This window comes from Wenzhouxiangella sp. YN1, from assembly GCF_056324145.1.
Genome location: NZ_JBJNIO010000154.1, coordinates 256,133 through 276,994 on the forward strand (window position 1 = coordinate 256,133; position 20,862 = coordinate 276,994).

Consider the following 20,862-nt stretch of genomic DNA (forward strand, 5'->3'; position numbering starts at 1 on the left):
ACTGACGCATCGTGGTCCGGGGCTTGTCGACAGTCGCTCGATTGGCCCGTGGCCGCAGCAAGACCGTTCGTCTGCGCGTCTCGCCAGATCGCGTGAGCCAGCCGGAGCAGGTGTGCCGCCCGCATGACCGCCGGCGCTCGGGGTTTGATCGGCTGGTCACCGCGCTGCTTTTGCTGCTGTTTGCCACGCTGATGGTGTTGGCGGCAACTCAGTTGCTATGGCGCCTGCTCCCCAAGACCGCCGCTGCGCCCTGGCTCGGCTCGTCGATCGCAGCCGTCGTGCTCTGGCTGGTCATGATCGGGGCGATTCAGGCCACCGGGCGCGCGGCTCATGTACGCATTCAGGTGCTTGAGCGCTGGCTGCCGCCAACCGCTGCGACTGCGGCATGGCGGTTGGTACTGGCTCTCACGGCCGTGATCTGTCTGGCGCTGGCGTCGAGCACCACGGGCATGGTTTTCCTGGAGTACGAATTCCTTGGTCGGAGCTTTCCCGGCCTGCCCGCCTGGTTGGTGCTCGCAATCGTGCCCGTAGGGTTCGTGGTCATGGGCCTGCGCTTTCTGGTGCGGGCCGTTGCCGCGCGCAGCTGAGTCCTCGATGCCGCTTTTGATCGGACTTCTTGTCGTGCTGGGCCTGCCCATTTTTGCTGTACTGGCGGCTGCGGCGCTGCTCGGCTATTGGCGGGCCGGGGTCGATCCACTGCTGCTCGGCGTGGATTTTACCCGCGTCGTTGCGCTGCCGGAACTGGCCGCGCTGCCGCTTTTCATTTTTGCCGGCGCGCTGATCGTCCACCGTCGCGACGGCGCCGGGTCAAGCGCTGCGTCGTCGTCGGTTGACAGCGAGGCGGTCGAGCTCGACGCCACGCCTGTGGGTCTGATCGCGCCCGCTCTGGGGCTGGTGATCTATGCGCTCGCTGCCGGCCAGCTGGTACCGCGATTCCGGCTCGAACTGACTGACCTGTATCTTCAGGCGCTCGTTGCCCTGGGGCTTTTCACGCTGCTCAGTGCCGGGCTGGTCGCCATTGGCCGCCGGCCGCTCGGATTGCCCCTGTCCGGCCACCGAGTGAGGCGAGTTTGGCGTGAATGGCTTCCGGAATGGCCGCTGTTGCCAATCGTGGTGGCCGGGTTCTGTTCGGGCTGGCTATCGCTGTTGGATGCGGCGGTGGTGGCGGTTGCCTGGCTGCTGTTTACCCGCGGGCTGCTGCAAGGCAAGCTGACGCTCCGGGAGCTGACAAGGCAGATCGGCGATGCCACGGTCAGAACGGCCGCGCTGTGCCTGCTGCTGGGACTGTCGGTGGCAGCTTGGAGCGCGCTCGACGTGGCCGGAATGACTCAGCACGGCCTTGACGGCCCGGGTTCGACCCTTCAGGGCCTGGTGTTTCTGGCGCTTGTCGTGTCGCTGCTGGCGCTGGTGGGCACGCTCGTGGATGTGCTCACCGGCATGGCCTTGCTGGCGCCGGTTGTCATCCTGCTGGCAGCCGGCGGCGCGAGCCGGATCGACCCGGGCGGGCTGGGGATTCTGTGCGTGCTCGCGCTGCAGCTGGGGCGCGGCCTGGTCGGCGGACAAAAAAGCCGGCCGCAGGGGGCTCCCGAAGCCGCTGTCAAGGCGGAACCCGAGATAACGCAGTGGCCCATCACACTGGTGGTCCTGCTGCTGTGGCTGGCTTGGCTGGTGGCGACCAGCAGCTGACGGGGCGAGCACAACCCGCTGCCCGCGCCGCACGCGGGGTACACTTGAGTGATGTGCTGTTCGCCTGAGCCAATCCGGAACCGCGCGCGTTCTGGCGCGCGCATTCATGCATTGCCGGTCCTGTCCGTGCTTGGACTGTGTCTGCTGCTGGCTGGTTGTCAGCTGCTGCCCATCGAGCGCCGCCAGCCTGGCGAGCCGCCCCGGGCATCGGTGCTTGAACAGTGGGAGCGCGCCGGACAACCGGTGGACGGGTCGCTGGATGCCGCTCTGGCCTTCCTGCAGGAGGGCAGGGAAAAGCGCGCCCGGCGTCAGCTGCAGCGCTTTCTGGAGGTCGACCCGGATAACGCCGCCGCCCGGCTGGTGCTCGCGCAGATCGACCAGCCGCCGGAAGAAATCCTGGGCTCTTCTTTCGAGCTTGTCGAAGTGCAGCCCAACGACAGCCTTTCGGCCATCGCCGGGCGCCGACTGGGCAATGAGCTGTTGTTTTACTCGCTGGCGCGCCTCAATGACATCACCGTACCGCGCCTGGTGCGGCCAGGGCAGCGAATTCTGGTGCCACGCCGCGAGGCTGATGACGAGGATGAGGCGTCAGAAACCACCGCAAAACCGGCGGTCGCGGCCGCTGCAGTGGCATCATCCGCGCCGGAAAAAACAGCGCCGGATGCCACGGTGAAACGCTTGATCAACAGCGACCGGCATCGGCAGGCTCACGCGCTCTTGCTCAGCCGGGCACGTTCCGGCCAATTGGACCCTGCCGGCCGCCAGGCGCTTGCCGACGTTGCGATCATCCTGGCTGAGCAGGCCTGCCGCCGCGATGCTCCCGATGCGGCAGTCCGGGTGCTCGACGACGCCGCACCCTGGATCGGGGCGCGTGCGGAATCCGGCGAGTTCGCGCGCTGGCGCCGGCATGTGGCGGCCCGTTTGCTGCTGGACGAGGCGGCACAGGCGCTGGCCGACAATGACCAGGACGCGGCAGTGAAGGCGCTGCTGCAAGCGCGTGCCGAAACGGATGATTTGCGTCGGCGACACAAACAGTCGCTGCGCCGGCTCGAAGTCGAACTCAGCGAGTACTATCATGATCTGGCGCTGTCTGCCTGGCGTGATCAGCAAGTCGACAGCGCGGTTTCACTTTGGGAGCGGGTGGTTGACATCAGACCGGATTTCGAGCCGGCGTTGCGCTATCTCGACCGCGCCCGGCGTGCGCAGCAGAAGCTGAAAGCCCTGGAAACCGAAGAAGTGCTCGGCGCGCCGGGCTGAGGGCAGGGCGGCCATCGATCGCTGACCCAGCTGCTACTGCCTGCGTTTGGGCAGCGGCAGGACGTTGTCGTCTTCCGGCGTCGACTCCATTTCAATGGTTTCTTCAAGATCGGGGTCCAGGTCTTCACTCGCCGTGGGCAGCGCTCGCTCTGCCGGCTTGTGCCGGAGGTGGCCATAGCGCTCTTCGAGGCGGTTGGCCATGTTGTTGAAACACTGGATGAGCGGCCTGAAAACATCCTCTCGCCCGGCATCGAGGCGGGTATCGTACTGGCCGCGAGCAACGCGCTGCAGCCCGCGGTTGATCCGCTGTACGGCGCGCTGCTGGCGGCGGACAAGCAGGCTGAACCCGCCGCCGACGACCAGAATGGTCACCGCAAACACCAGCGCCAGCATCAGCAGCGTGGTCTGTGCAGCAGACTCGAGCTGGTGGCCGTCGATACCCAGTTGAACCTCGCCGATACGCTTGGCCTCGAAGCGGATCGGCGTCTGGAACTCGAGGTTGCCATCCTGGCGATTGAGCAGCCGGACGGCGCCCTGCTCACGCTCGATCGTTGCCCGCCCCGGCTGCGGTCGCGGCTCGCCTTGAAGGAATGGATCGGTGCTGGCCTGCACGCGCCCCTCACGATCGCTGATATGCAAGTAGGTGATGCGGGGGTTGACCGAAAAGTCCGACACCAGATTGGACAGCGCGGTGGTGTCGTCGAGCAGCAAGGCTTCGGCCGTTTCCTGGGCGATGACGCCGGCCAGCGCGTCGCCATAGCCGTAGGTGGACTCGGTCATGGCTCGGGTCTGACTGTGATAGACCCACACCAGTCCGCCGCCCAGGACAAGCACCAGCGCCAGCGAAAGTACTGCCAGCCAGCGCCAGGGGCCGGGATGACCGCGAACGGTCGTCAGCAGACCGCGGTCGAGATCGGCGCGGATTTCCTGCAGTTCTTCAAGCAGCAGCGCGCCGCTGGCCGGTCGGGCTTCGGGATTCTTGGCCAGCAGGCGGTGAACCAGCTCGATCAGATCGACCGGCGTCTTGTCGTCTCTTGGCTGCAAGCGCGCGGCCGGCCGGTGGACGATCTGGTGAATCAGGACGCCGATGGAATCGCCCTGAAAAGGCGCGGCGTCGGCCAGCAGGCGGTAAAGCACCACGCCCAGAGCGTACAGATCAGCGCGGCCGTCCAGTTCACCACCCTGGATTTGTTCAGGCGACATGTAGTTGGGCGTGCCGGCAATGGTTTCGGCCTGCTCGTCGCCGGCAACCCGGGATGGGTCGTTGATCGCCGCGATACCGAAATCAACCAGCTTGACCAGGCCAGACTCCGGATCGAAATAAATGTTCGACGGCTTGACGTCGCGGTGAATGACCCCGCATTCGTGCGCATAATCCAGCGCCCCGGCAAGCTGGATGCCGATTGCGAGGATTTCACGGATGCTCAGGCGGCCGCCGGTGGCCAGATAGCCTTCGAGACTCTGGCCCTTGAGCCGCTCCATGACCAGAAAGGGCAGGCCCTCGTGCTGGCCGACATCGAATACCGTGACGATGTTGGCGTGGCTGAGACCGCCGGCCGAGCGTGCCTCGCGCAGAAAGCGCTGCCGACTCTTGAGATCGCGGGCGTAGCGTTCGCGCAGCACCTTGACTGCAAGGTGCCGGTTGATATGCGGGTCGAAGGCCTCGTAGACGATCGACATCGAGCCGCGCCCCAGCTCACGCTCGATCTTGTAACGTCCGATTCGCTCCATGGGGATCTCTGGTCAGTGGCTCACGAAGGCCATGTTAGCGCCTTCAGCCCGTTGCCGCAGAACGCAGATAGAAGTGAATGGCAACCCAGTCGTAGAGAGCGTGTACGATGATCGGCACCAGCAGGTTGCCGGTCCACAGATACAGCGCGCCCAGATAGAGCCCCATCAGGCTGGCGATGATGAAATAGGCCCGCGAGACTGCATGTGCAGCACCGAAAAGCACCGCGCCGGCAACCAGGCCGATCCCTGGCGTCAGCAGCTCGCCCAGGCCGGCCTGGGCGACACCCCGAAACAGCATTTCCTCGCCGAAGCCGGCCAGAAGCGACACCAGTAACACTGCGCCCGGGCGAGCGTGGCGAAACAGAAGCGTCAGAAAGTGCTTGACCTGCGCCGTCAGCTCCCGGGCCCAGCGCCAGCGTTCGAGCGGCAGCCACAGCAGGCTGGCGGCCAGCGGCAGGGTGGCTGCCACGGCAATGAGCAGCGCCTCGCCTGACCAGTACAGATTCTGCCAGTGATGCTGTCCGAAGACCAAGCCCAGCGCGACGGCGAGGACGAGCAGTACGCCCTGCATCGCCAGGCCGAAGACGAGCGGGTGAGAACGCGCGTTCAGCTTTGTTCCGTCCCGCTCTGCGGTGCGGACGCCTCCGGAGCTGTCTCGCTTCTGGCGGTCGTTTTCTTCTTGCTCGTCTTCTTCTTTTTCTTGCTGGCTTTCTTTCCGGCCTTCTTGCCGCTGGACTTCTTTTTGGCAGCTGCGCTTGCAGGGGCGGTCTTTTTCGTGGACGGAGCGTTGCCCGAGCCGTTGTTGTCGCGCTCGAGGATGGCCGCCACGCCCATACCTCCGGCCGTGCAGATGGAAATCAGCCCGCGGCCCGAGCCGGCTTTTTCAAGCACGTGTGCAAGAGTGGCGACAATCCGCGCGCCGGTTGCGGCAAAGGGATGACCGATGGCCACCGACCCGCCGTGGACGTTCATGCGGCTGCGGTCGATGGCACCGAGGGCGGCGTCCAGACCCAGGCGCTGGCTGCAGTAGGACTGGCTCTCCCAGGCCTTGAGCGTGCACAGCACCTGCGCGGCGAAGGCCTCGTGAATTTCGTAGAAGTCGAAGTCCTGCAGCTTCAGTTCAGCGCGCTCGAGCATCTCGGCCACGGCGACCGTCGGCGCCATCAGCAGGCCTTCATCGCCGTCGACGTAATCGACCGCGGCCGTGCGTGAGTGCGTCAGCCAGGCGAGTACCGGCAGGTCGTGTTCGCGCACCCATTCTTCCGAGGCCAGCAGCACGGCGGCGGCGCCGTCGGACAGGCTGGTGGAGTTGCCGGCCGTCAAGGTGCCGCTTCTGGAGCGATCGAAGGCGGGCTTGAGGCTCGAGAGCTTGGCCATTGACGAGTCGGGGCGCACGATATTGTCGCGCAGCACGCCGTTGTGCGGGCGCACCAGCTCGTCGAAGAACCCGGAGTCCCAGGCTTCGGCGGCCTTCTGGTGAGACTCAAGCGCCAGCTCGTCCTGCTCTTTGCGGGTAATGTTCCACTCGCGGGCCATGCGCTCGCAATGCTGCCCCATGGACAGGCCGGTGCGCGGCTCGGAGTTGCGCGGCGGCTGCGGCGCCAGCTCGGAAAAACGAAAGCCCTTGAAGGCCTTGAGCCGCTGGCCCAGGGTTCGGGCCTTGTTGAGCTGCATCAGGCGCTGGGCGAAACGGCGCTTGAAAACGATGGGCACGTCCGATGTCGTATCGGTGCCGCCCACGAGCGCGCATTCGATTTCGCCCGAGGCAATCTGGCTGCCGGCTAGCAGAGCGGCCTCCAGGCTGGTGCCGCAGGCCTGCTGCATGGTCACTGCCGGTGTCAGCGGCGAAAGCTCGGTCGAAAGAACGGCCTCGCGAGCCAGGTTCCAGTCTTTGGAATGCGTGGTCACTGCCCCGGCAATGACCTGGTCGAGCTTCTTGCCGGCCAGGTTGTAGCGATCGACCACGCCGCTGAAAGCGGCGGTGAGCATGTCCAGATTGGTCTGGTCAGCGTAGAGTGAACCGGAGCGACAGAACGGGATGCGGCTGCCGCCGACAATGGCGATGCGTCGCAGGGTCTGGTCTGCCATCAGGGTGCCTCCTTGTCGGCCTTGCGGGATTCGAGGTAATGCATCGGCCCACCCCGGAAGGGCGCGAAACCGGTGCCGAAGATCATGCCGGCATCGAGCAGGTCGGCATCTTCGACCACCTGGTCTTCGAGACAGGCCAGGCACTCATCGAAATAGGGTTGCATCAGCTGCTCGGCCAGCTGCTCGAGATCATGGCCCTTGTGGGCCTCCTTGTCGCGCTCGGGTTTGCCGTCCTTCCAGCGATAGAAGCCCTCACCGGACTTCCGTCCCAGCTTGCCGGCGGCGACCATCTCTTCGAGCACCTTGCGGTCTTCGCCGGCGGCGTCGCCCATCAGTGTCTTGATGACGCTCAAGCCGACATCCAGGCCGACGGTATCGGCCAGTTCGACCGGCCCCATGGGCATGCCGAACTGTTCAGCCGCGCGGTCAAGCGCTTCCTTGGGAAGGCCTTCCCGGTGCATTTGCATGGCGTTGCGCATGTAGGGTGCCAGGACGCGATTGACCAGAAAACCCGGCGTCGAGGTGACCGGCAAGGCGTATTTGCCGATCTGTGTGGCGAAGCTCGAGCCGTCGTCGACGCGATCGCCGTCGGAGTGCTCCGGATCATGGACCACTTCGACCAGCGGCATCTTGGCCACCGGGTTGAAAAAGTGCAGCCCGATCAAGCGCCCGGGGTCATCGAACACGTCGGCCAGCTCGGACAGCGGAATGGCCGAGGTATTGGTAGCGATGATCGCATCGCGGCGCGCCTTTCTGTTGACGCGGGTGAACACCTCGCGTTTGGCGTCGCGGTCTTCGAAAATTGCCTCGATCACCACGTCGGCTTGCGCCAGGCCCTTGCCTTCGACGTCGGCCATCAGGCGGGTCCTGGCAGCGGCCACCGCCGTGGGCGTCTTGAGCCGCTTGTCAAACAGCTTGTGCGCGCGTTTGATGGCCGGTTCGATGTGCTTCATTTCGCGATCTTCCAGCGTTACCTCCAGGCCGCGCAGGGCGCACCAGGCGGCGATATCGCCGCCCATGACGCCGGCGCCGATGACGTGGACGCGGCGGGCATTGAAGTCACTGCGCTTGCCCTGGGCCTTGAGTGCTTCCATCAGGCGGAATACGCGGCGCAGATTGCGCGAGCTGTCACCCGCCAGAAGCTGTGGCACCTGTTCAGCTTCGATGCGAATCATGTCTGCGCAGGAATCACCCGCTTGTTCGAAAGCGTCGATCAGGGCATGGGGAGAGGGGTAGTGTTCCTTGCGCGCCTTGGCGGCCGTCTGCTTGCGCATCTGCCCGGCCAGGAATTTGCGCACCAACCCCCAGGTCGTGGCGCGCGCACTCAGGCCGGGGCGGCGTGATTTGCGCTTTCTGGCAATCGCGTTGCGAGCCGTCCAGCGCAGCGAGCCGTGCTGGCCGACCGTCTGATCGATCAGGCCCATGCGCCTGGCGGCGCCGGCGCGAAGCAGCTTGCCGGTCAGCATGATCTGCATGGCCTGGAGCCCGCCCATGGCCCGGATGCTGCGCCCGGAGCCGCCAAAGCCCGGGTAGATGCCAAGATTGACTTCGGGAAAGCCGATGCGCGTGTGCTCGGCATCCCGGGCAATGCGATAGTCAAAGCAGAGTGCCAATTCCAGCCCGCCGCCCAGGCAGTAGCCCTCGAAAGCCACAGCGGTGGGGAAGGGGAGGTCATCAATGCGCTGGAACAGCTGGTGGACTTCGCTCACCTTGCTGCGCAGCTCGTCGACATCGTCGGTGGCGTCGAACTCGCGCACGTCGGCGCCGACGATGAAAGAACCCGGCTTGCCCGACATCAGGATCAGCCCGGCGGGTTGCTCGGACTCGAAGCGGGTGATGATGGACTCGAGTTCCGCCAGCACTTCCGATCCGAGACTGTTGACCTTCTCGTCGTCGCGGTCGAGATAGAGCCAGGCAATGCCGTCGAGATCGGTTTCCATTCGCCAGTGTCGACCGACACCGGTTTGCGAGGCCGTTGATGCCATCCCGAACTACTCCATTCAGAAACGTATGGTGGGAATCAGCTTATCATCACCGCCGCAGCGCTGTATTGACCGGCCGGCCAGTCACGGCAGATCGATGCCGAAACGGGCCAGCAGCGCCACTACACCGGTCAGCGGCAGGCCGATCAGAGCCGTCGGGTCATCGCTGGTGATCGACTCGGCCAGGCTGATCCCCAGCGACTCGCTTTTCATGCCGCCGGCACAGTCGAAGGGTCGATCGCGATCGACGTAGCGCTCGATCTGCGCATCCGCAAGCCGGCGCATGACCACGCGAGTGGGGACCGACAGGCTGTGGCACACCGTGCCGCGACAGATCGCCAGGGCCGTGTAAAACGTGATCTGCTGGCCGCTGCAGGCGCGCAGCTGGGCAATGGCCGGCTCTCGGGCGCCCGGCTTTTCCAGCAGGTGGTCATTGCAGACCGGCACCTGGTCGGAGCCGATCACCACGGCATCGGGATGGGCATCGGCCACCGCCGCCGCCTTGGTCCGGGCCAGCCGCAGAGCCAGTTCCGGGCCCGGCTCCCCGGGGCGCGGAGATTCGTCCACAGCCGGCGAGATCTGTTCGAAAGGCAGGCCGAGGCGGCGCAGCAGCACGGCCCGGTAAGGCGAGCTCGATGCCAGGATCAGGGGGCAGGGCAGTTGCATGTCATTCATGGCGCCAGGATAGAGCTGTTGTAGCTGCAAGCGTGGTTTGAGTGATATAATGAACGGCTTATGTCGCGAGACTTTCCAGATTGGATCGACCCTGACAAGGCAGCGGCTGCCGGACGCGAATTCAGCGGCACGGTTCCGCTCGCGCGCCTGGCTCGCCTGGAAGGCATGATAGCCGATCCCGGCGACGCTGAAATCGACTTTCACGTGGCTTTCGATCACGATGAGCAACGCCAGGTGCGGGTGGATGTGTCGGTCAGCGGGCAAGTGCCGCTGCGCTGCCAGAGAACGCTGAAAGTGTTCGAGCAGCCGGTGGAGAGCCGCTCGACCGTGGGCATCGTTGCCAGCGACCAGGCTGCCGATTCGCTGCCTGACGACTATGAGCCGCTGCTGTGCGAGGACAGCAAGGTGGAGCTGGTTCGGCTGATCGGTGAAGAAGTTCTTCTCGGCCTGCCGCTGGTGCCGATCGATCCGGCGTCACCCGGGGTGGAAGAAGAGGCACCAAAATCGGATACGCACCGGCCCTTCGAGGGCCTGGCCGAAGATTTGCGCAAGAATCGTCACGCGAACCGTGACAAGAATCGCGACGAGGAAAATTGACTCAAGGAGCACTCCAATGGCTGTTCAGAAAAACCGCAAGACCCCGTCCAAGCGCGGCATGCGCCGTTCGCACGACCGCCTGAGCGGTCCCACCGTGTCGGAAGAGCCGACCACCGGCGAAATGCATCGCCGCCACCATGTCTCCGCCGAAGGTTTCTACCGCGGCCGTCAGGTGGTGGAAGTGGCACCGGAAATCGACGAAGACGAGCTGGAAGAATCGCAAGGCTGAAGCAGCCCGCTCTGATTCATCATGGCGGTGCAGCAGATTGCACGCGTGGCTGTCGACGTGATGAGCGGCGACGGCGGCATTGATACGGCGCTGTCGGCGGTGCGCCAGGCGCTGGACGCGGACACCGATCTCCGGGTGGACCTGGTGGGCGATGCCGCGCGCCTGCGCCAGCGGCTTGCAGCCTTTGGTCTGGCGCGCGAGTCACGGACAACGATCATTGCTTGCAACAGCGTTCTGCCGATGGACGCCGGCCCGGCCCAGGCCTTGCGTCATGGCCGCGGCAGCAGCCTGCAGCTGGCGCTCGAGCGCGTCGCCGAAAAGGCCAGCGCCGCGATCGTCAGCGCCGGTAATACCGGTGCGCTGATGGCGTTGTCCCGCCAGGTTCTGGGAATGCTGCCGGGCATTGAGCGACCGGCGCTGATGGCGGCCTTGCCAAGCACCGAGCGGGCCGTCTGGGCGCTGGATCTGGGCGCCAATGTGGGGGTCGACGCCCTGCGGCTGTGCGAGTTTGCGCGCATGGGCAACACTGCCGTGCGTGTTCTCGAAGGCCATGATGCCCGCATCGGGCTGCTCAATATCGGCCACGAGCCGAACAAGGGGCCGGATGTCGTGCGTGAAGCCGCGCGCCTGATCGACCACGAAGACGGTCTCGAATTCTGCGGTTTTGTCGAGGCCGATCAGATCTTTTCCGGCAAGGTGGACCTGGTGGTCTGCGATGGCTTTGCCGGCAACGTGCTGCTCAAGAGCGCAGAAGGTACCGCACGACTGCTGCTCGAGCGCATGAAACATGAGCTGGCGGGCTGGCGCGGTGCGGTGGTTCGCCGGCCGCTGGCGCGGGTGTATGACAAGCTCGATCCGGCGCGGCATAATGGGGCCCCTTTACTGGGTGTGCGCGGCATCGTGATCAAGAGCCACGGCGGCGCTTGCGAGCGCGGTTTTGCCACCGCCATCCGTCTGGCTGCACTCAAGGCCCGACGCAAATTGATCCCGCAGCTTGAACAAGCGCTCTGGGCCAGCTACTGACCGACAAGCAGGAAACAAAAGAATCAGCCATGTACGCTCGCATCATCGGAACCGGCCACTACCTGCCTGAAAAGATCCTCACCAACAAGGATCTCGAGCAGATGGTCGACACCAGCGATCAGTGGATCACCGATCGCACCGGCATTCGTCAGCGCCACATTGCCGCCGAGGGGCAGACCACCTGTGATCTGGCCGAACAGGCCGCGCGCCGGGCCATGGACGACGCCGGTCTCGAAGCCGGCGACATTGATCTCTTGCTGGTCGGCACGACCACTCCGGACCTGATCTTTCCCTCCACTGCCTGCCTGCTGCAGCATCGTCTGGGCATGGCCGACTGTGGTGCCTTCGATGTCAACGCGGCCTGCTCCGGTTTTATCTATGCCCTCTCAGTGGCCGACCAGTACATTCGTAACGGAAACGCCCGCAACGTGCTGGTCGTGGGAGCCGAAACCCTGACCCGCATGCTCGACTGGAACGATCGCTCGACCTGCGTGCTGTTTGGCGACGGCGCCGGGGCCGCGGTACTCACCGCTGATGAAAACCCCGGAATCCTGTCGACTCACATCCACGCCAACGGCGGTTTCAGCGACCTGCTCAAGGTCGATGTCGGCGTCTCGCGCGGATTCAAGGCCGAAGCTCGCGGCGGCGTCAGCGTTTCGATGAAGGGCAATGAAGTGTTCAAGGTCGCCGTCAACACCCTGGGCCGCATTGTCGACGAGACCCTGGCGGCAAACGATCTGAACAAGGAAGATCTCGACTGGCTGATTCCTCATCAGGCCAATCTGCGCATCATCAAGGCGACGGCCAGAAAGCTCAAGATGTCGATGGACCAGGTGGTCGTGACCGTGGATCGGCACGGCAACACCTCGTCCGCCTCGGTGCCGATGGCGCTTGACGTGGCGCTTCGCAGCGGCCGCATCCAGCGTGGCGACAAGCTGCTGCTCGAAGCCTTCGGTGGCGGCTTCACCTGGGGCGCTGCCCTGATCGCCTACTAAGCAAGGCATCAACGGGCACCTGTCACTTTTCCCCTCACTTCATCCGTGCATTTCATAGTCAGGGAGGACGCATGACGGACTTTGCATTGCTGTTTCCGGGACAGGGTTCCCAGTCGGTCGGCATGCTCAGCGCGATGGCCGACAGACACGATTGTGTCCGCCAGACGTTCGAAGAGGCCGGCAACGCCCTGGATCTCGACCTCTGGCGTCTGGTTCGCGAGGGGCCGGAAGAAGAGCTCAATCGTACCGAAATCACTCAGCCGGCCATCTTGACGGGTGCGGTTGCGGTCTGGCGCGCCTGGCAACAACTCGGTGGTCCGCAGCCGTCTCGCCTGGCCGGCCACAGCCTGGGCGAGTATGCCGCTCTGGTGGTTGCCGGTTCGCTTGATTTTGCAGCCGCTGTTTCACTGGTGGCCGAGCGCGGCCGCCAGATGCAGTCGGCCGTGCCTGAGGGGGTGGGCGCCATGGCGGCCATCCTGGGCCTGGACGACGAAGTGGTCGAGGCGATCTGCCGTGAAGTGGCTGAAGACCAGACCGTGGTGCCGGCCAACTACAATTCTCCGGGCCAGCTCGTGATCGCCGGGCACGCGGCAGCGGTCGAGCGCGCCCTGCACAAATGTCGTGAAGCGGGCGCGCGCCGGGCGTTGAAGCTGCCGGTCAGCGTGCCCTCACACAGCCCGCTGATGGCGCCGGCGGCAGAGGCCATGCGTGCCATCCTGGCAGCAACCGACGTTCGTGCACCGGCCATCCCGGTGACCCATAACTGGGACGTGTCACAGCACGAGGACCCCGCCCTGATTCGCGAATCTCTGGAGCGCCAGCTGACCAGCCCGGTCCGCTGGACCGAGTCGGTGCGAGATATCTGCCAGGCGGGTATCATGGACCTGGCCGAGTGCGGCCCGGGGCGGGTGCTCAGTGGTCTGGGCCGTCGCATCGAGCGCCAGGCGCGCTGGTACGCGCTGGAGAATCCGGAAACCCTCGAGGAAACCATCCAAAGCTTCAAGGAATCTGTTTGATGAACCCTGAACAGGCATATCAACTGGACGGACAGGTCGTGTTGGTCACCGGAGCCAGCCGCGGCATCGGACGGGCTACGGCCGACTGGCTCAAGGCCCAGGGCGGCGATGTATTCGGCACTGCCACTTCGACGGCCGGCGCCGAGAAGATCAGCGAACGCCTGGGCGAGGATCGCGGACTGTGCCTCGACGTGACCGATGCCACAGCCGTTGAGCAGACGGTTGCAGCGATCCGGGAACGTGCCGGCGCCGTGACCGTGCTGGTCAACAATGCCGCCATTACCCGCGATCAGCTGCTGATGCGGCTCAAGGACGAGGACTGGGATGCCGTGCTCGACACCGGCCTCAAGGGCGTGATGCGCATGACTCGTGCCTGCCTGCGCGGCATGCTCAAGGCGCGATTCGGTCGTATCATCAGCATTTCTTCGGTGGTGGGCTACAGCGGCAACCCGGGGCAAAGCAACTATGCGGCTGCCAAGGCCGGGCTGGCCGGCTTTTCGCGCTCGATTGCGCAGGAACTGGGCAGCCGCAACATTACCGCCAACGTGGTCGCGCCCGGCTTCATTGAAACCGACATGACCGCCGCGCTCGATGAGAAGCAGCGCCAGCGCCTGACCGAGTCGATTCCGCTCGAGCGGCTCGGCGCAGTCGAGGACGTGGCCGCCGCCGTTGGCTTTCTCGCCGCCGGCGCCAGCAGCTACGTCACCGGCCAGACGCTGCACGTCAACGGTGGCATGTACATGAGCTGACGCCTTGGAAAGCTCGCATAAACCCATGACTTCATTGAGGACTTAAAGCAAGTTCCGGCGTCGCTTCACGCGCAGGCCGGAATACGCAAGCTGGCAGTGAGCGAAATTGTTCACTACAATGTGCCCGCTTTGGGCAACCCCCTATCAAAGAGGATATATCCAATGAGCAGCATCGAAGAACGCGTCAAGAAAATCGTGATCGAACAACTCGGCGTCAAGGAAGAAGAAGTCACGCCAAGCGCCTCCTTCGTCGACGACCTGGGTGCCGATTCGCTCGACACGGTTGAACTGGTCATGGCGCTCGAAGAGGAATTCGAATGCGAGATTCCAGACGAAGAAGCTGAGAAGATCACGACCGTTCAGCAGGCTGTCGATTACGTCAAGGCGAACGTCGAAAAATAAACCGCGCTCGCGGTTCGGTGAATCCAGTGGAATTGAATAACGGAGTCGTCAATGCGTGGTGACCGTCGCATCGTGATTACGGGCATGGGCTGCCTCTCGCCGGTAGGCAATGATGTCGCCAGCGCCTGGGACGCCATCTGTAACGGTCGCAGCGGCATTGGCCCGCTGGAGTCGTTCGATCCCGAACACTTTCCGGCCAAGATTGCCGGTGAAGTGCGGGACTTCGATATCGGCGACTACCTGACGCCCAAGGAAGCACGCAAGTGCGATCCGTTCATCCACTATGGCATGGCCGCAGCAATGCAGGCCATCGACGACGCCGGGCTTGGCGACAGCGAGGCCGATGCCGAACGGATCGGCCTGGCTATCGGCGCGGGCATCGGCGGTATATCGACGATCGAGAAAACCTACAAGACCTACCTTGATAATGGCCCCCGAAGAATTTCACCGTTCTTCGTCCCCGGGGTCATCATCAACATGATCGCCGGCAATCTGTCCATCAAGTACGGCTACAAGGGGCCGAATCTGTCCATGGTGACGGCCTGTACTACCGCCACCCACAACATCGGGGATGCCGCCCGGATCATTGCCTACGGCGACGCCGATGTCATGGTTGCCGGCGGCGGCGAATTCGGCACCACGCCGACGGCCTACGGTGGCTTCACCTCGGCCAAGGCGCTTTCAACCCGCAACGACGAACCGAAAAAGGCCAGTCGTCCATGGGATGTCGAAAGGGACGGCTTTGTCCTCAGCAACGGCGCCGGCATCGTGGTGCTGGAAGAGCTCGAGCATGCCAAGCGTCGTGGTGCCACCATTTATGCCGAGCTGGCCGGTTACGGCATGAGCGGAGATGCTTATCACATCACTTCTCCTTCCGAGGGCGGCGAAGGGGCCGCCCGCTGCATGGCCAACGCCGTACGCGATGCCGGGCTGAATCCCGAAGACGTCGATTACATCAACGCGCACGGCACCTCCACCCAGTTGGGCGACCGCGCCGAGTGCGCTGCCGTGCGCAGTTGCTTCGGCGACCATGCCGGCAAGCTGGCGATGAGCTCGACCAAGTCCATGACCGGCCATCTGCTCGGTGCCGCCGGCGGTGTCGAGGCGATCTTCACGGTGCTGGCGCTGCGCGACGGCATTCTGCCGCCGACCATCAACCTCGAAGAAGTCGACCCCGACTGTCGCGACATCGACCTCGTGCCACTCGAGGCTCGCGAGCAATCGATTCGCGTTGCCCTGACCAATTCCTTTGGTTTTGGCGGCACCAACGGCACCCTGCTGCTGAAACGATTTGAATGAGCGCTCCGGCGCGTGAGCTGGCGGCTTCCCTGCCGCTGCTCACTGTCCACCGACAGCTCCCTGAGCGCTGGCCCTTCCTCCTCGCCAGCTCCGCCCCGGCCGGCGGGTCTGCGCGCTGGTCGATGCTGCTGCGCGCAGCTGACGAACCCGCGCTGGTACTCGAAGCTCACAGAATCGGCGACCAGCCCGGCTTTCTCGACCAGCTTGCCGATGCACAGCGCGCCAATGCGGCACCTTCCGGGGACCTGCGCTTTCCGTTTTCCGGCGGCTGGTTCCTGTACCTCGGCTACGAGCTGAGCGGCGAAATCGAGCCCGTGCTCGCGCTGCCTCCTGCGGCCGACGGGCTGCCGGTGGCGCTGGCCCGGCGTTGCCGTGCGGCCATACTCCATGATCACTTCGAGCAGCGTTCATGGCTGGTTGCCGAAGACACGCAGGAGCTTGATGAGGCCTGGGCAGAAGTCGCCGGACTGAACACTGCTGATCAACCCCGTGCTCCGGAAACCGTGCCGGATCTGGCGCTGACCGTCGATGCAGGTGAACACTTCAAGGCAGGGGTGGAGCGCATTCGCGAGTACATTCGCGCCGGTGATGTGTTCCAGGCCAATCTATCGCGCGGTTGGCAGGCCACGAGCGAGCGCGATATCGACCCCGCCGGGCTCTACCAGGCGCTGGCCGAAGTCAACCCGGCACCGTTTGCCGCGCTGGCCCGTCTTCCGGGAGGAACGGTGATTTCCTCTTCACCAGAGCGCCTGATCAACGTCCATGGCCGCCGGGTCGAGACCCGACCCATCGCCGGCACCCGCCCGCGCGGGCACTCGCCGGACGCCGACTCGCGCCTCAGCCAGGAGCTGGTTTCGCACCCCAAGGAACGGGCCGAGCACATCATGCTTATCGATCTTGAGCGCAATGACCTGGGGCGAGTGTGCGCCGTGGGCAGTGTGGAGGTCGACGAGTTGATGGTGATCGAATCCTACGCTCATGTGCACCATATCGTCTCCAATATCCGCGGTCGACTGCGCCCGGAGGTTGATGCCGCCGACGTCATTCGCGCCGTCTTTCCCGGCGGCACCATCACCGGCTGTCCGAAAGTGCGCTGCATGGAAATCATCGCCGAACTGGAGGGACAGGGTCGCGGCTGCTATACCGGTGCCCTGGGCTACATGGGGCGCGACGGCAGCATGGATCTGAATATCCTTATTCGGTCCATGGTGGCCACTCCGCGTCGGCTGACGTTCCGGACCGGGGCGGGCATCGTGGCTGATTCCGATCCGCTGGCCGAGCTGCACGAAACCGAAGACAAGGCGCGCGGGCTGCTGGCAGCGTTGGGTCGGGATCGAGCATGAGCGAGTGTCTGGTCAACGGCAAGCCGGAAAACAGCGTGCCCACCGCCGATCGCGGGCTGCTTTACGGCGACCATCTGTTCGAGACCATCGCCTTTGTCGACGGCCGCGCGCCGCTGTGGCCGCTGCACATGGCGCGCCTGACTCAAGACGCAGGCCGCTTGCTGTTGCCGGCGCCGGATCCGGAACTGCTCGCCGCTGAATGCACACGCGTGGCAGGCTCGCAACCACGCTGTGTTGTGCGTCTGACGCTGACGCGCGGCAGCGGCGGGCGAGCCTACCAGCCGCCGGCTACGCCGCAGCCGCGGCGCATTATCCAGCGCCGCGCCTGGCCACAGCGCCTGGCAGCCCAGCGTCAGCGGGGTCTGAAGCTGCACACCAGCAGCGTACGCCTGGCATCCTCGGCTCAGCTGGCCGGCATCAAGCACGGTAACCGCCTGGAGCAGGTGCTGGCGGCCGAGTACGCTCGGCGTGCCGGCGTCGATGAAGCGATCATGCTCGATCAGCGTGGTCGCCCCCTCGAAGCCATTGCCGGCAATCTGGTGTTGATCATCGATGGTCAGGCGCTGACGCCGCAAAAGCGCCACGCCGGCGTCGACGGCGTCGGCCTGCAGGCGCTCGGCGAGTGGCTGCGGCAAGCACCGCAGGAAGCCACTCTGGAGGTCGACGATCTGCGACAGGCTGACGAGGTCATGGTGATAAACTCGGTTGCCGGCATCCGCCCGGTGCGCATGCTCGATGATCGAGCATTGGCCATCGGGCCGGTCTGCCGGCGCTGGCAGCGACTCTGGGACGAACTGTTCGAATGCGACGACTGATCATGGCCACGGGTTTTGTCGGTGTGCTGGCGGCGCTCATGGCCGCCTGGCTGGCCAACGATTGGCTACAGTTTCGTCAGCGGCCGCTGACCGATTCGGGAATCACTCATCTGTGGCTGGACAAGGGCACCAGCCTTCACGGCATGGTCCGGCAGCTCGAACATCTGGGGCTGACGCGTCTGGACTGGCGCTGGCGCCTGCTGGGGCGTGTCGAGTCGCCACTGCTGCAGGCCGGTGAGTATCGCATTGCCCCCGGCATGAACGCCGACCAGCTGCTCGACAAGATCGTCTCCGGTCGGGTGCAGGAGCATCGCTTCACCATTGTCGAAGGCTGGACTCTGAGCGAGTTGCGCGCGCGCCTGAGCAGAGATCCGCGGTTGCGCAAGGTGTCCGCCGATTTCAGCGAACAACGCCTGATGCGTGAACTGGGCTGCGATGGTTGCCGGGGAGAGGGCCGTTTTCTTCCCGAGACCTATTTTTTCGTGCGTGGATCAAGCGACCTGAACCTGTTGGAACGAGCCCATGCAGCCATGGACAAGGCGCTTGCCGCGGCCTGGGCCCGGCGCGATGCCGGCCTGCCGCTGGACGCACCCGAGGAGTTGCTTGTACTCGCCTCCCTGATCGAGCGCGAAACCGGGCGCCCTGAAGAGCGTGCCCGGATTGCCGGCGTTTTCGTGCGCCGGCTGCGGCGCGGCATGCGCCTGCAGACCGACCCAACCGTCGTTTACGGCCTGGGCCAGGACTTTGACGGCCGGCTGCGACGTGCGCATCTGCGCACCGATCACCCCTGGAATACCTACACCCGCCATGGGCTGCCGCCCACACCGATTGCATTGCCCGGCCGCGCAGCTCTCGCTGCGGCGGCACAACCGGCCCCCGGCAGCGCCCTGTATTTCGTTGCCCGCGGCGACGGCAGTCATCAATTCTCCGACACTTTGCCTGAGCACAACGCCGCGGTCGATCGCTACATCCGGAGCCGCCAGTGAAGCGCGGACGATTCATCACCCTCGAGGGGGGCGAGGGCGCCGGCAAGACCACGGCCGTTGAGACCATCTGCGCCTGGCTTGATCGCTACGGCCGCGAGGTGGTGGTCACGCGTGAACCCGGCGGCACACCCACGGCCGAACGCATCCGCGAACTACTGCTTGACCCGGCAACGGGCGCGTTGACGCCGATGAGCGAGCTGCTGCTGATGTTTGCTGCACGCCAGGAAAATCTGGCGCAGGTCATTCGTCCGGCGTTGGCCGACGGCCATGACGTGCTGTGCGATCGCTTCACCGATGCCAGCCGCGCCTATCAGGGGGCCGGGCGACAGCTGGGAGCCGCGGCAGTGGAAACCCTGGCCGATCTGGTGCATCCGGATTTCGAGCCGGATCTGACTCTGCTCCTCGATGTGCCGGTCGAGCTGGGCATGTCGCGGGTGCAAGCGCGCGGCATTCCGCCGGATCGCATGGAGCAGAATCGGCCCGAATTTCTCGAGCGCGTACGCCGCGCTTATCTGGACCAGGCCCAGCGCCAGCCGCAGCGTTTTGCCGTCATTGACGCCACCCGACCGCTCGAGGAGGTTTCCAAAATGATCGAAAAGACTCTCGAGCAGAGGCTGAGGTGATGCTGCCCTGGCTGGAAGGGGCCTGCCGCGGGCTGGCGAAGCGCATGGCGGGCGGGCGTCTCGGCCACGCGCCATTGATCCACGGGCCGCGCGGCATCGGCAAGCGCGCGCTTGGCGATTGGCTGGCGCGACTGCTGCTTTGCAGCCAGCCAGACGACGGGCAGCCCTGTGGAGATTGTCAGAGTTGTCGCCGGATCGACAGCGATACCCATCCTGATCTGTTTGTGGTTGAACTTGCCGAGGACAAGCAGAGTATCGGCGTCGATCAGGTGCGCAGACTGATCGAGCAACTACAGCTGACAGCTTCTCTGGGCGCGAGCCGGATCGGTTTGATCCCACACGCCGACGCCATGAACCGCAACGCCGCCAACGCACTGCTCAAGACGCTGGAAGAGCCACCTTCCGGGGCCTGGTTGATTCTGCTCAGCGAGACGCCCGCGCGCTTGCCGGCAACGGTGCGCTCGCGCTGCCAGCAATGGCCGCTACGCGTCGCAGAGCCACACCTTGCCGCACGCTGGCTCGAGCAGCAGTGCAGCAGCGCGGAAGCGGGCACGCGCGAAGCCGCCCTGGAACTGAGTGGTGGTGCACCGCTGGCAGCACGCGAGATGATCGCAAGTGACGACCTCGCGTTCGGTTTCGAGCTGCTTGATGATCTGAGCCAGTCGCGTCCGCACGCACAGGTGCTCGAGCGCTGGCAAAGCCATCCGGCGGCGACCTGGCGCTGGCTGGCGCGCTGGCTGAGCATCATCATGGCGCAGCTCAGCGGCGCCGGCGGCTGGCAACCGCCCGACCGGGCCTTGCCCCGTCATATCGATCGACGCCGCCTGGCAGAACTCTGGCAGCGCGCGCTGGAGGGCCACCGGGAGGCTGAAAGAGGCGTGGTTCGCCAGGATCTGCTGCTGGGGCAGTGGCTGTTAGAATGGCAGGCAGCTCAATCGGCGCGGAAGTGACTTCATGGCTCAGAAAGGCATTCTGTCCTACAACATCGAAAACAAGCAGGAACTCTACGGCGCCTACATGCCGTTCTTGATCAACGGCGGCCTGTTCGTGCCCACGCGCAAGCAGTTCCGGCTCGGCAACGAGGTTCTGATCCTGCTCGGCCTGATGGGCGAGGAGCGAATTGCAATTCCCGGCAAGGTGGCCTGGTTGACGCCGTCGGGCGGTCGGCATACGGCCAACAGCGGTGTCGGCATCCAGTTTTCCGACAGCGCCGAGGGCCAGCAGGCCAGGAATGTCATTGTTTCCCATCTGGCCGGCATGCTCGACAGCGACACGCCGACCCGGACCATCTGATTTCAGGTTTCCTGCCAGGCATTGAAAGCAGGTCCCGTCGGGCCCGTGAACGCAATCCAGGCGCCTGGGGCAG

General features: G+C 64.8%; 22 protein-coding genes. 17 read left to right on the forward strand and 5 right to left on the reverse strand.

The genetic code is table 11. The annotated features are described in order from the left end of the window. Nucleotides 1-41 precede the first annotated feature (41 nt). From ACEWQZ_RS11035 to ACEWQZ_RS11045, 3 genes are all read left to right on the forward strand, one after another. Complete coding sequence (locus ACEWQZ_RS11035; protein ID WP_476483132.1) at nt 42-587, forward strand: TRAP transporter small permease; 546 nt, start codon at nt 42-44, stop codon at nt 585-587. Between the two features lie 7 nt (nt 588-594). After that, nucleotides 595-1,686, forward strand: coding sequence for a TRAP transporter large permease subunit (locus ACEWQZ_RS11040; RefSeq protein WP_476483133.1), 1,092 nt, complete (start codon nt 595-597; stop codon nt 1,684-1,686). Between the two features lie 111 nt (nt 1,687-1,797). Then, a complete protein-coding gene (locus ACEWQZ_RS11045) occupies nt 1,798-2,943 on the forward strand; it encodes a LysM peptidoglycan-binding domain-containing protein (RefSeq protein ID WP_476483134.1) in 1,146 nt (381 codons plus the stop codon). Nucleotides 2,944-2,976: 33 nt separating this feature from the next. Here ACEWQZ_RS11045 and ACEWQZ_RS11050 read toward each other — a convergent pair whose 3' ends face one another. The 5 genes from ACEWQZ_RS11050 to ACEWQZ_RS11070 form a co-directional block, all read right to left on the reverse strand. After that, nucleotides 2,977-4,674: a protein kinase domain-containing protein gene (locus ACEWQZ_RS11050; protein WP_476483135.1), complete on the reverse strand. Its 1,698-nt coding sequence runs from the start codon at nt 4,672-4,674 to the stop codon at nt 2,977-2,979. Between the two features lie 43 nt (nt 4,675-4,717). After that, nucleotides 4,718-5,245, reverse strand: a complete 528-nt coding sequence (locus tag ACEWQZ_RS11055) for a lysostaphin resistance A-like protein (protein WP_476483136.1) — start codon at nt 5,243-5,245, stop codon at nt 4,718-4,720. Between the two features lie 35 nt (nt 5,246-5,280). Continuing rightward, nucleotides 5,281-6,762 carry an acetyl-CoA C-acetyltransferase gene (locus ACEWQZ_RS11060; protein ID WP_476483137.1) on the reverse strand — a complete coding sequence of 494 codons (1,482 nt, stop codon included), beginning with the start codon at nt 6,760-6,762 and terminating at the stop codon, nt 5,281-5,283. Next, nucleotides 6,762-8,747, reverse strand: coding sequence for a 3-hydroxyacyl-CoA dehydrogenase NAD-binding domain-containing protein (locus ACEWQZ_RS11065; RefSeq protein ID WP_476483138.1), 1,986 nt, complete (start codon nt 8,745-8,747; stop codon nt 6,762-6,764). Before ACEWQZ_RS11065 ends, ACEWQZ_RS11060 begins: the two co-directional genes overlap by 1 nt. Before the next feature lie 81 nt (nt 8,748-8,828). Then, nucleotides 8,829-9,419, reverse strand: coding sequence for a Maf family protein (locus ACEWQZ_RS11070; protein ID WP_476483139.1), 591 nt, complete (start codon nt 9,417-9,419; stop codon nt 8,829-8,831). 60 nt (nt 9,420-9,479) lie between these two features. On the opposite strand from ACEWQZ_RS11070, the gene ACEWQZ_RS11075 reads away from it, so the two are divergent. The 14 genes from ACEWQZ_RS11075 (at nt 9,480) to ACEWQZ_RS11140 (ending at nt 20,789) form a co-directional block, all read left to right on the forward strand. Then, on the forward strand, nt 9,480-10,016 hold the full coding sequence (locus tag ACEWQZ_RS11075; protein ID WP_476483140.1) for a YceD family protein: 537 nt from the start codon (nt 9,480-9,482) through the stop codon (nt 10,014-10,016). A 16-nt stretch (nt 10,017-10,032) separates the two neighbouring features. Next, nucleotides 10,033-10,245 (forward strand): 50S ribosomal protein L32, encoded by a 213-nt coding sequence (gene rpmF, locus ACEWQZ_RS11080; RefSeq protein WP_476483141.1) that lies wholly within the window; start codon nt 10,033-10,035, stop codon nt 10,243-10,245. Between the two features lie 21 nt (nt 10,246-10,266). Beyond that, on the forward strand, nt 10,267-11,268 hold the full coding sequence (gene plsX / locus ACEWQZ_RS11085) for a phosphate acyltransferase PlsX (RefSeq protein ID WP_476483142.1): 1,002 nt from the start codon (nt 10,267-10,269) through the stop codon (nt 11,266-11,268). Between the two features lie 29 nt (nt 11,269-11,297). Next, nucleotides 11,298-12,263 (forward strand): beta-ketoacyl-ACP synthase III, encoded by a 966-nt coding sequence (locus tag ACEWQZ_RS11090; RefSeq protein ID WP_476483143.1) that lies wholly within the window; start codon nt 11,298-11,300, stop codon nt 12,261-12,263. Nucleotides 12,264-12,334: 71 nt separating this feature from the next. Beyond that, entirely contained in the window at nt 12,335-13,279 is a 945-nt protein-coding gene (gene fabD / locus ACEWQZ_RS11095; RefSeq protein WP_476483144.1) for an ACP S-malonyltransferase, read from the forward strand. Then, nucleotides 13,279-14,028 (forward strand): 3-oxoacyl-ACP reductase FabG, encoded by a 750-nt coding sequence (gene fabG, locus ACEWQZ_RS11100; protein ID WP_476483145.1) that lies wholly within the window; start codon nt 13,279-13,281, stop codon nt 14,026-14,028. Before fabD ends, fabG begins: the two co-directional genes overlap by 1 nt. Nucleotides 14,029-14,190: 162 nt before the next feature. Then, on the forward strand, nt 14,191-14,430 hold the full coding sequence (gene acpP, locus ACEWQZ_RS11105) for an acyl carrier protein (protein WP_476483146.1): 240 nt from the start codon (nt 14,191-14,193) through the stop codon (nt 14,428-14,430). A gap of 51 nt (nt 14,431-14,481) precedes the next feature. Next, nucleotides 14,482-15,729 (forward strand): beta-ketoacyl-ACP synthase II, encoded by a 1,248-nt coding sequence (gene fabF, locus ACEWQZ_RS11110; RefSeq protein WP_476483147.1) that lies wholly within the window; start codon nt 14,482-14,484, stop codon nt 15,727-15,729. Next, nucleotides 15,726-17,072, forward strand: coding sequence for an aminodeoxychorismate synthase component I (locus ACEWQZ_RS11115; RefSeq protein ID WP_476483148.1), 1,347 nt, complete (start codon nt 15,726-15,728; stop codon nt 17,070-17,072). The genes fabF and ACEWQZ_RS11115 overlap by 4 nt, the downstream gene beginning before the upstream one ends. Then, entirely contained in the window at nt 17,069-17,887 is an 819-nt protein-coding gene (pabC, locus tag ACEWQZ_RS11120; RefSeq protein ID WP_476483149.1) for an aminodeoxychorismate lyase, read from the forward strand. Before ACEWQZ_RS11115 ends, pabC begins: the two co-directional genes overlap by 4 nt. Further along, on the forward strand, nt 17,875-18,873 hold the full coding sequence (gene mltG / locus ACEWQZ_RS11125) for an endolytic transglycosylase MltG (RefSeq protein ID WP_476483150.1): 999 nt from the start codon (nt 17,875-17,877) through the stop codon (nt 18,871-18,873). Before pabC ends, mltG begins: the two co-directional genes overlap by 13 nt. Continuing rightward, the gene (gene tmk / locus ACEWQZ_RS11130) at nt 18,870-19,496 is read left to right on the forward strand and encodes a dTMP kinase (protein WP_476483151.1); all 627 of its coding nucleotides are present in this window, start codon (nt 18,870-18,872) and stop codon (nt 19,494-19,496) included. The genes mltG and tmk overlap by 4 nt, the downstream gene beginning before the upstream one ends. Further along, on the forward strand, nt 19,496-20,446 hold the full coding sequence (holB, locus tag ACEWQZ_RS11135) for a DNA polymerase III subunit delta' (protein WP_476483152.1): 951 nt from the start codon (nt 19,496-19,498) through the stop codon (nt 20,444-20,446). Before tmk ends, holB begins: the two co-directional genes overlap by 1 nt. Nucleotides 20,447-20,450: 4 nt before the next feature. Next, nucleotides 20,451-20,789, forward strand: a complete 339-nt coding sequence (locus ACEWQZ_RS11140; RefSeq protein ID WP_476483153.1) for a PilZ domain-containing protein — start codon at nt 20,451-20,453, stop codon at nt 20,787-20,789. Nucleotides 20,790-20,862: the final 73 nt, after the last annotated feature.

What these genes read in the sequence shown, in the direction of transcription:
- ACEWQZ_RS11040 (WP_476483133.1), top strand. Translation starts at nt 595, where the DNA reads ATGCCGCTTTTGATCGGACTTCTTGTCGTGCTGGGCCTGCCCATTTTT.
- ACEWQZ_RS11050 (WP_476483135.1), bottom strand. Translation starts at nt 4,674, where the DNA reads ATGGAGCGAATCGGACGTTACAAGATCGAGCGTGAGCTGGGGCGCGGC.
- ACEWQZ_RS11055 (WP_476483136.1), bottom strand. Translation starts at nt 5,245, where the DNA reads ATGCAGGGCGTACTGCTCGTCCTCGCCGTCGCGCTGGGCTTGGTCTTC.
- ACEWQZ_RS11060 (WP_476483137.1), bottom strand. Translation starts at nt 6,762, where the DNA reads ATGGCAGACCAGACCCTGCGACGCATCGCCATTGTCGGCGGCAGCCGC.
- ACEWQZ_RS11065 (WP_476483138.1), bottom strand. Translation starts at nt 8,747, where the DNA reads ATGGCATCAACGGCCTCGCAAACCGGTGTCGGTCGACACTGGCGAATG.
- ACEWQZ_RS11070 (WP_476483139.1), bottom strand. Translation starts at nt 9,419, where the DNA reads ATGAATGACATGCAACTGCCCTGCCCCCTGATCCTGGCATCGAGCTCG.
- ACEWQZ_RS11075 (WP_476483140.1), top strand. Translation starts at nt 9,480, where the DNA reads ATGTCGCGAGACTTTCCAGATTGGATCGACCCTGACAAGGCAGCGGCT.
- rpmF (WP_476483141.1), top strand. Translation starts at nt 10,033, where the DNA reads ATGGCTGTTCAGAAAAACCGCAAGACCCCGTCCAAGCGCGGCATGCGC.
- plsX (WP_476483142.1), top strand. Translation starts at nt 10,267, where the DNA reads ATGGCGGTGCAGCAGATTGCACGCGTGGCTGTCGACGTGATGAGCGGC.
- ACEWQZ_RS11090 (WP_476483143.1), top strand. Translation starts at nt 11,298, where the DNA reads ATGTACGCTCGCATCATCGGAACCGGCCACTACCTGCCTGAAAAGATC.
- fabD (WP_476483144.1), top strand. Translation starts at nt 12,335, where the DNA reads ATGACGGACTTTGCATTGCTGTTTCCGGGACAGGGTTCCCAGTCGGTC.
- fabG (WP_476483145.1), top strand. Translation starts at nt 13,279, where the DNA reads ATGAACCCTGAACAGGCATATCAACTGGACGGACAGGTCGTGTTGGTC.
- acpP (WP_476483146.1), top strand. Translation starts at nt 14,191, where the DNA reads ATGAGCAGCATCGAAGAACGCGTCAAGAAAATCGTGATCGAACAACTC.
- fabF (WP_476483147.1), top strand. Translation starts at nt 14,482, where the DNA reads ATGCGTGGTGACCGTCGCATCGTGATTACGGGCATGGGCTGCCTCTCG.
- ACEWQZ_RS11115 (WP_476483148.1), top strand. Translation starts at nt 15,726, where the DNA reads ATGAGCGCTCCGGCGCGTGAGCTGGCGGCTTCCCTGCCGCTGCTCACT.
- pabC (WP_476483149.1), top strand. Translation starts at nt 17,069, where the DNA reads ATGAGCGAGTGTCTGGTCAACGGCAAGCCGGAAAACAGCGTGCCCACC.
- mltG (WP_476483150.1), top strand. Translation starts at nt 17,875, where the DNA reads ATGCGACGACTGATCATGGCCACGGGTTTTGTCGGTGTGCTGGCGGCG.
- holB (WP_476483152.1), top strand. Translation starts at nt 19,496, where the DNA reads ATGCTGCCCTGGCTGGAAGGGGCCTGCCGCGGGCTGGCGAAGCGCATG.
- ACEWQZ_RS11140 (WP_476483153.1), top strand. Translation starts at nt 20,451, where the DNA reads ATGGCTCAGAAAGGCATTCTGTCCTACAACATCGAAAACAAGCAGGAA.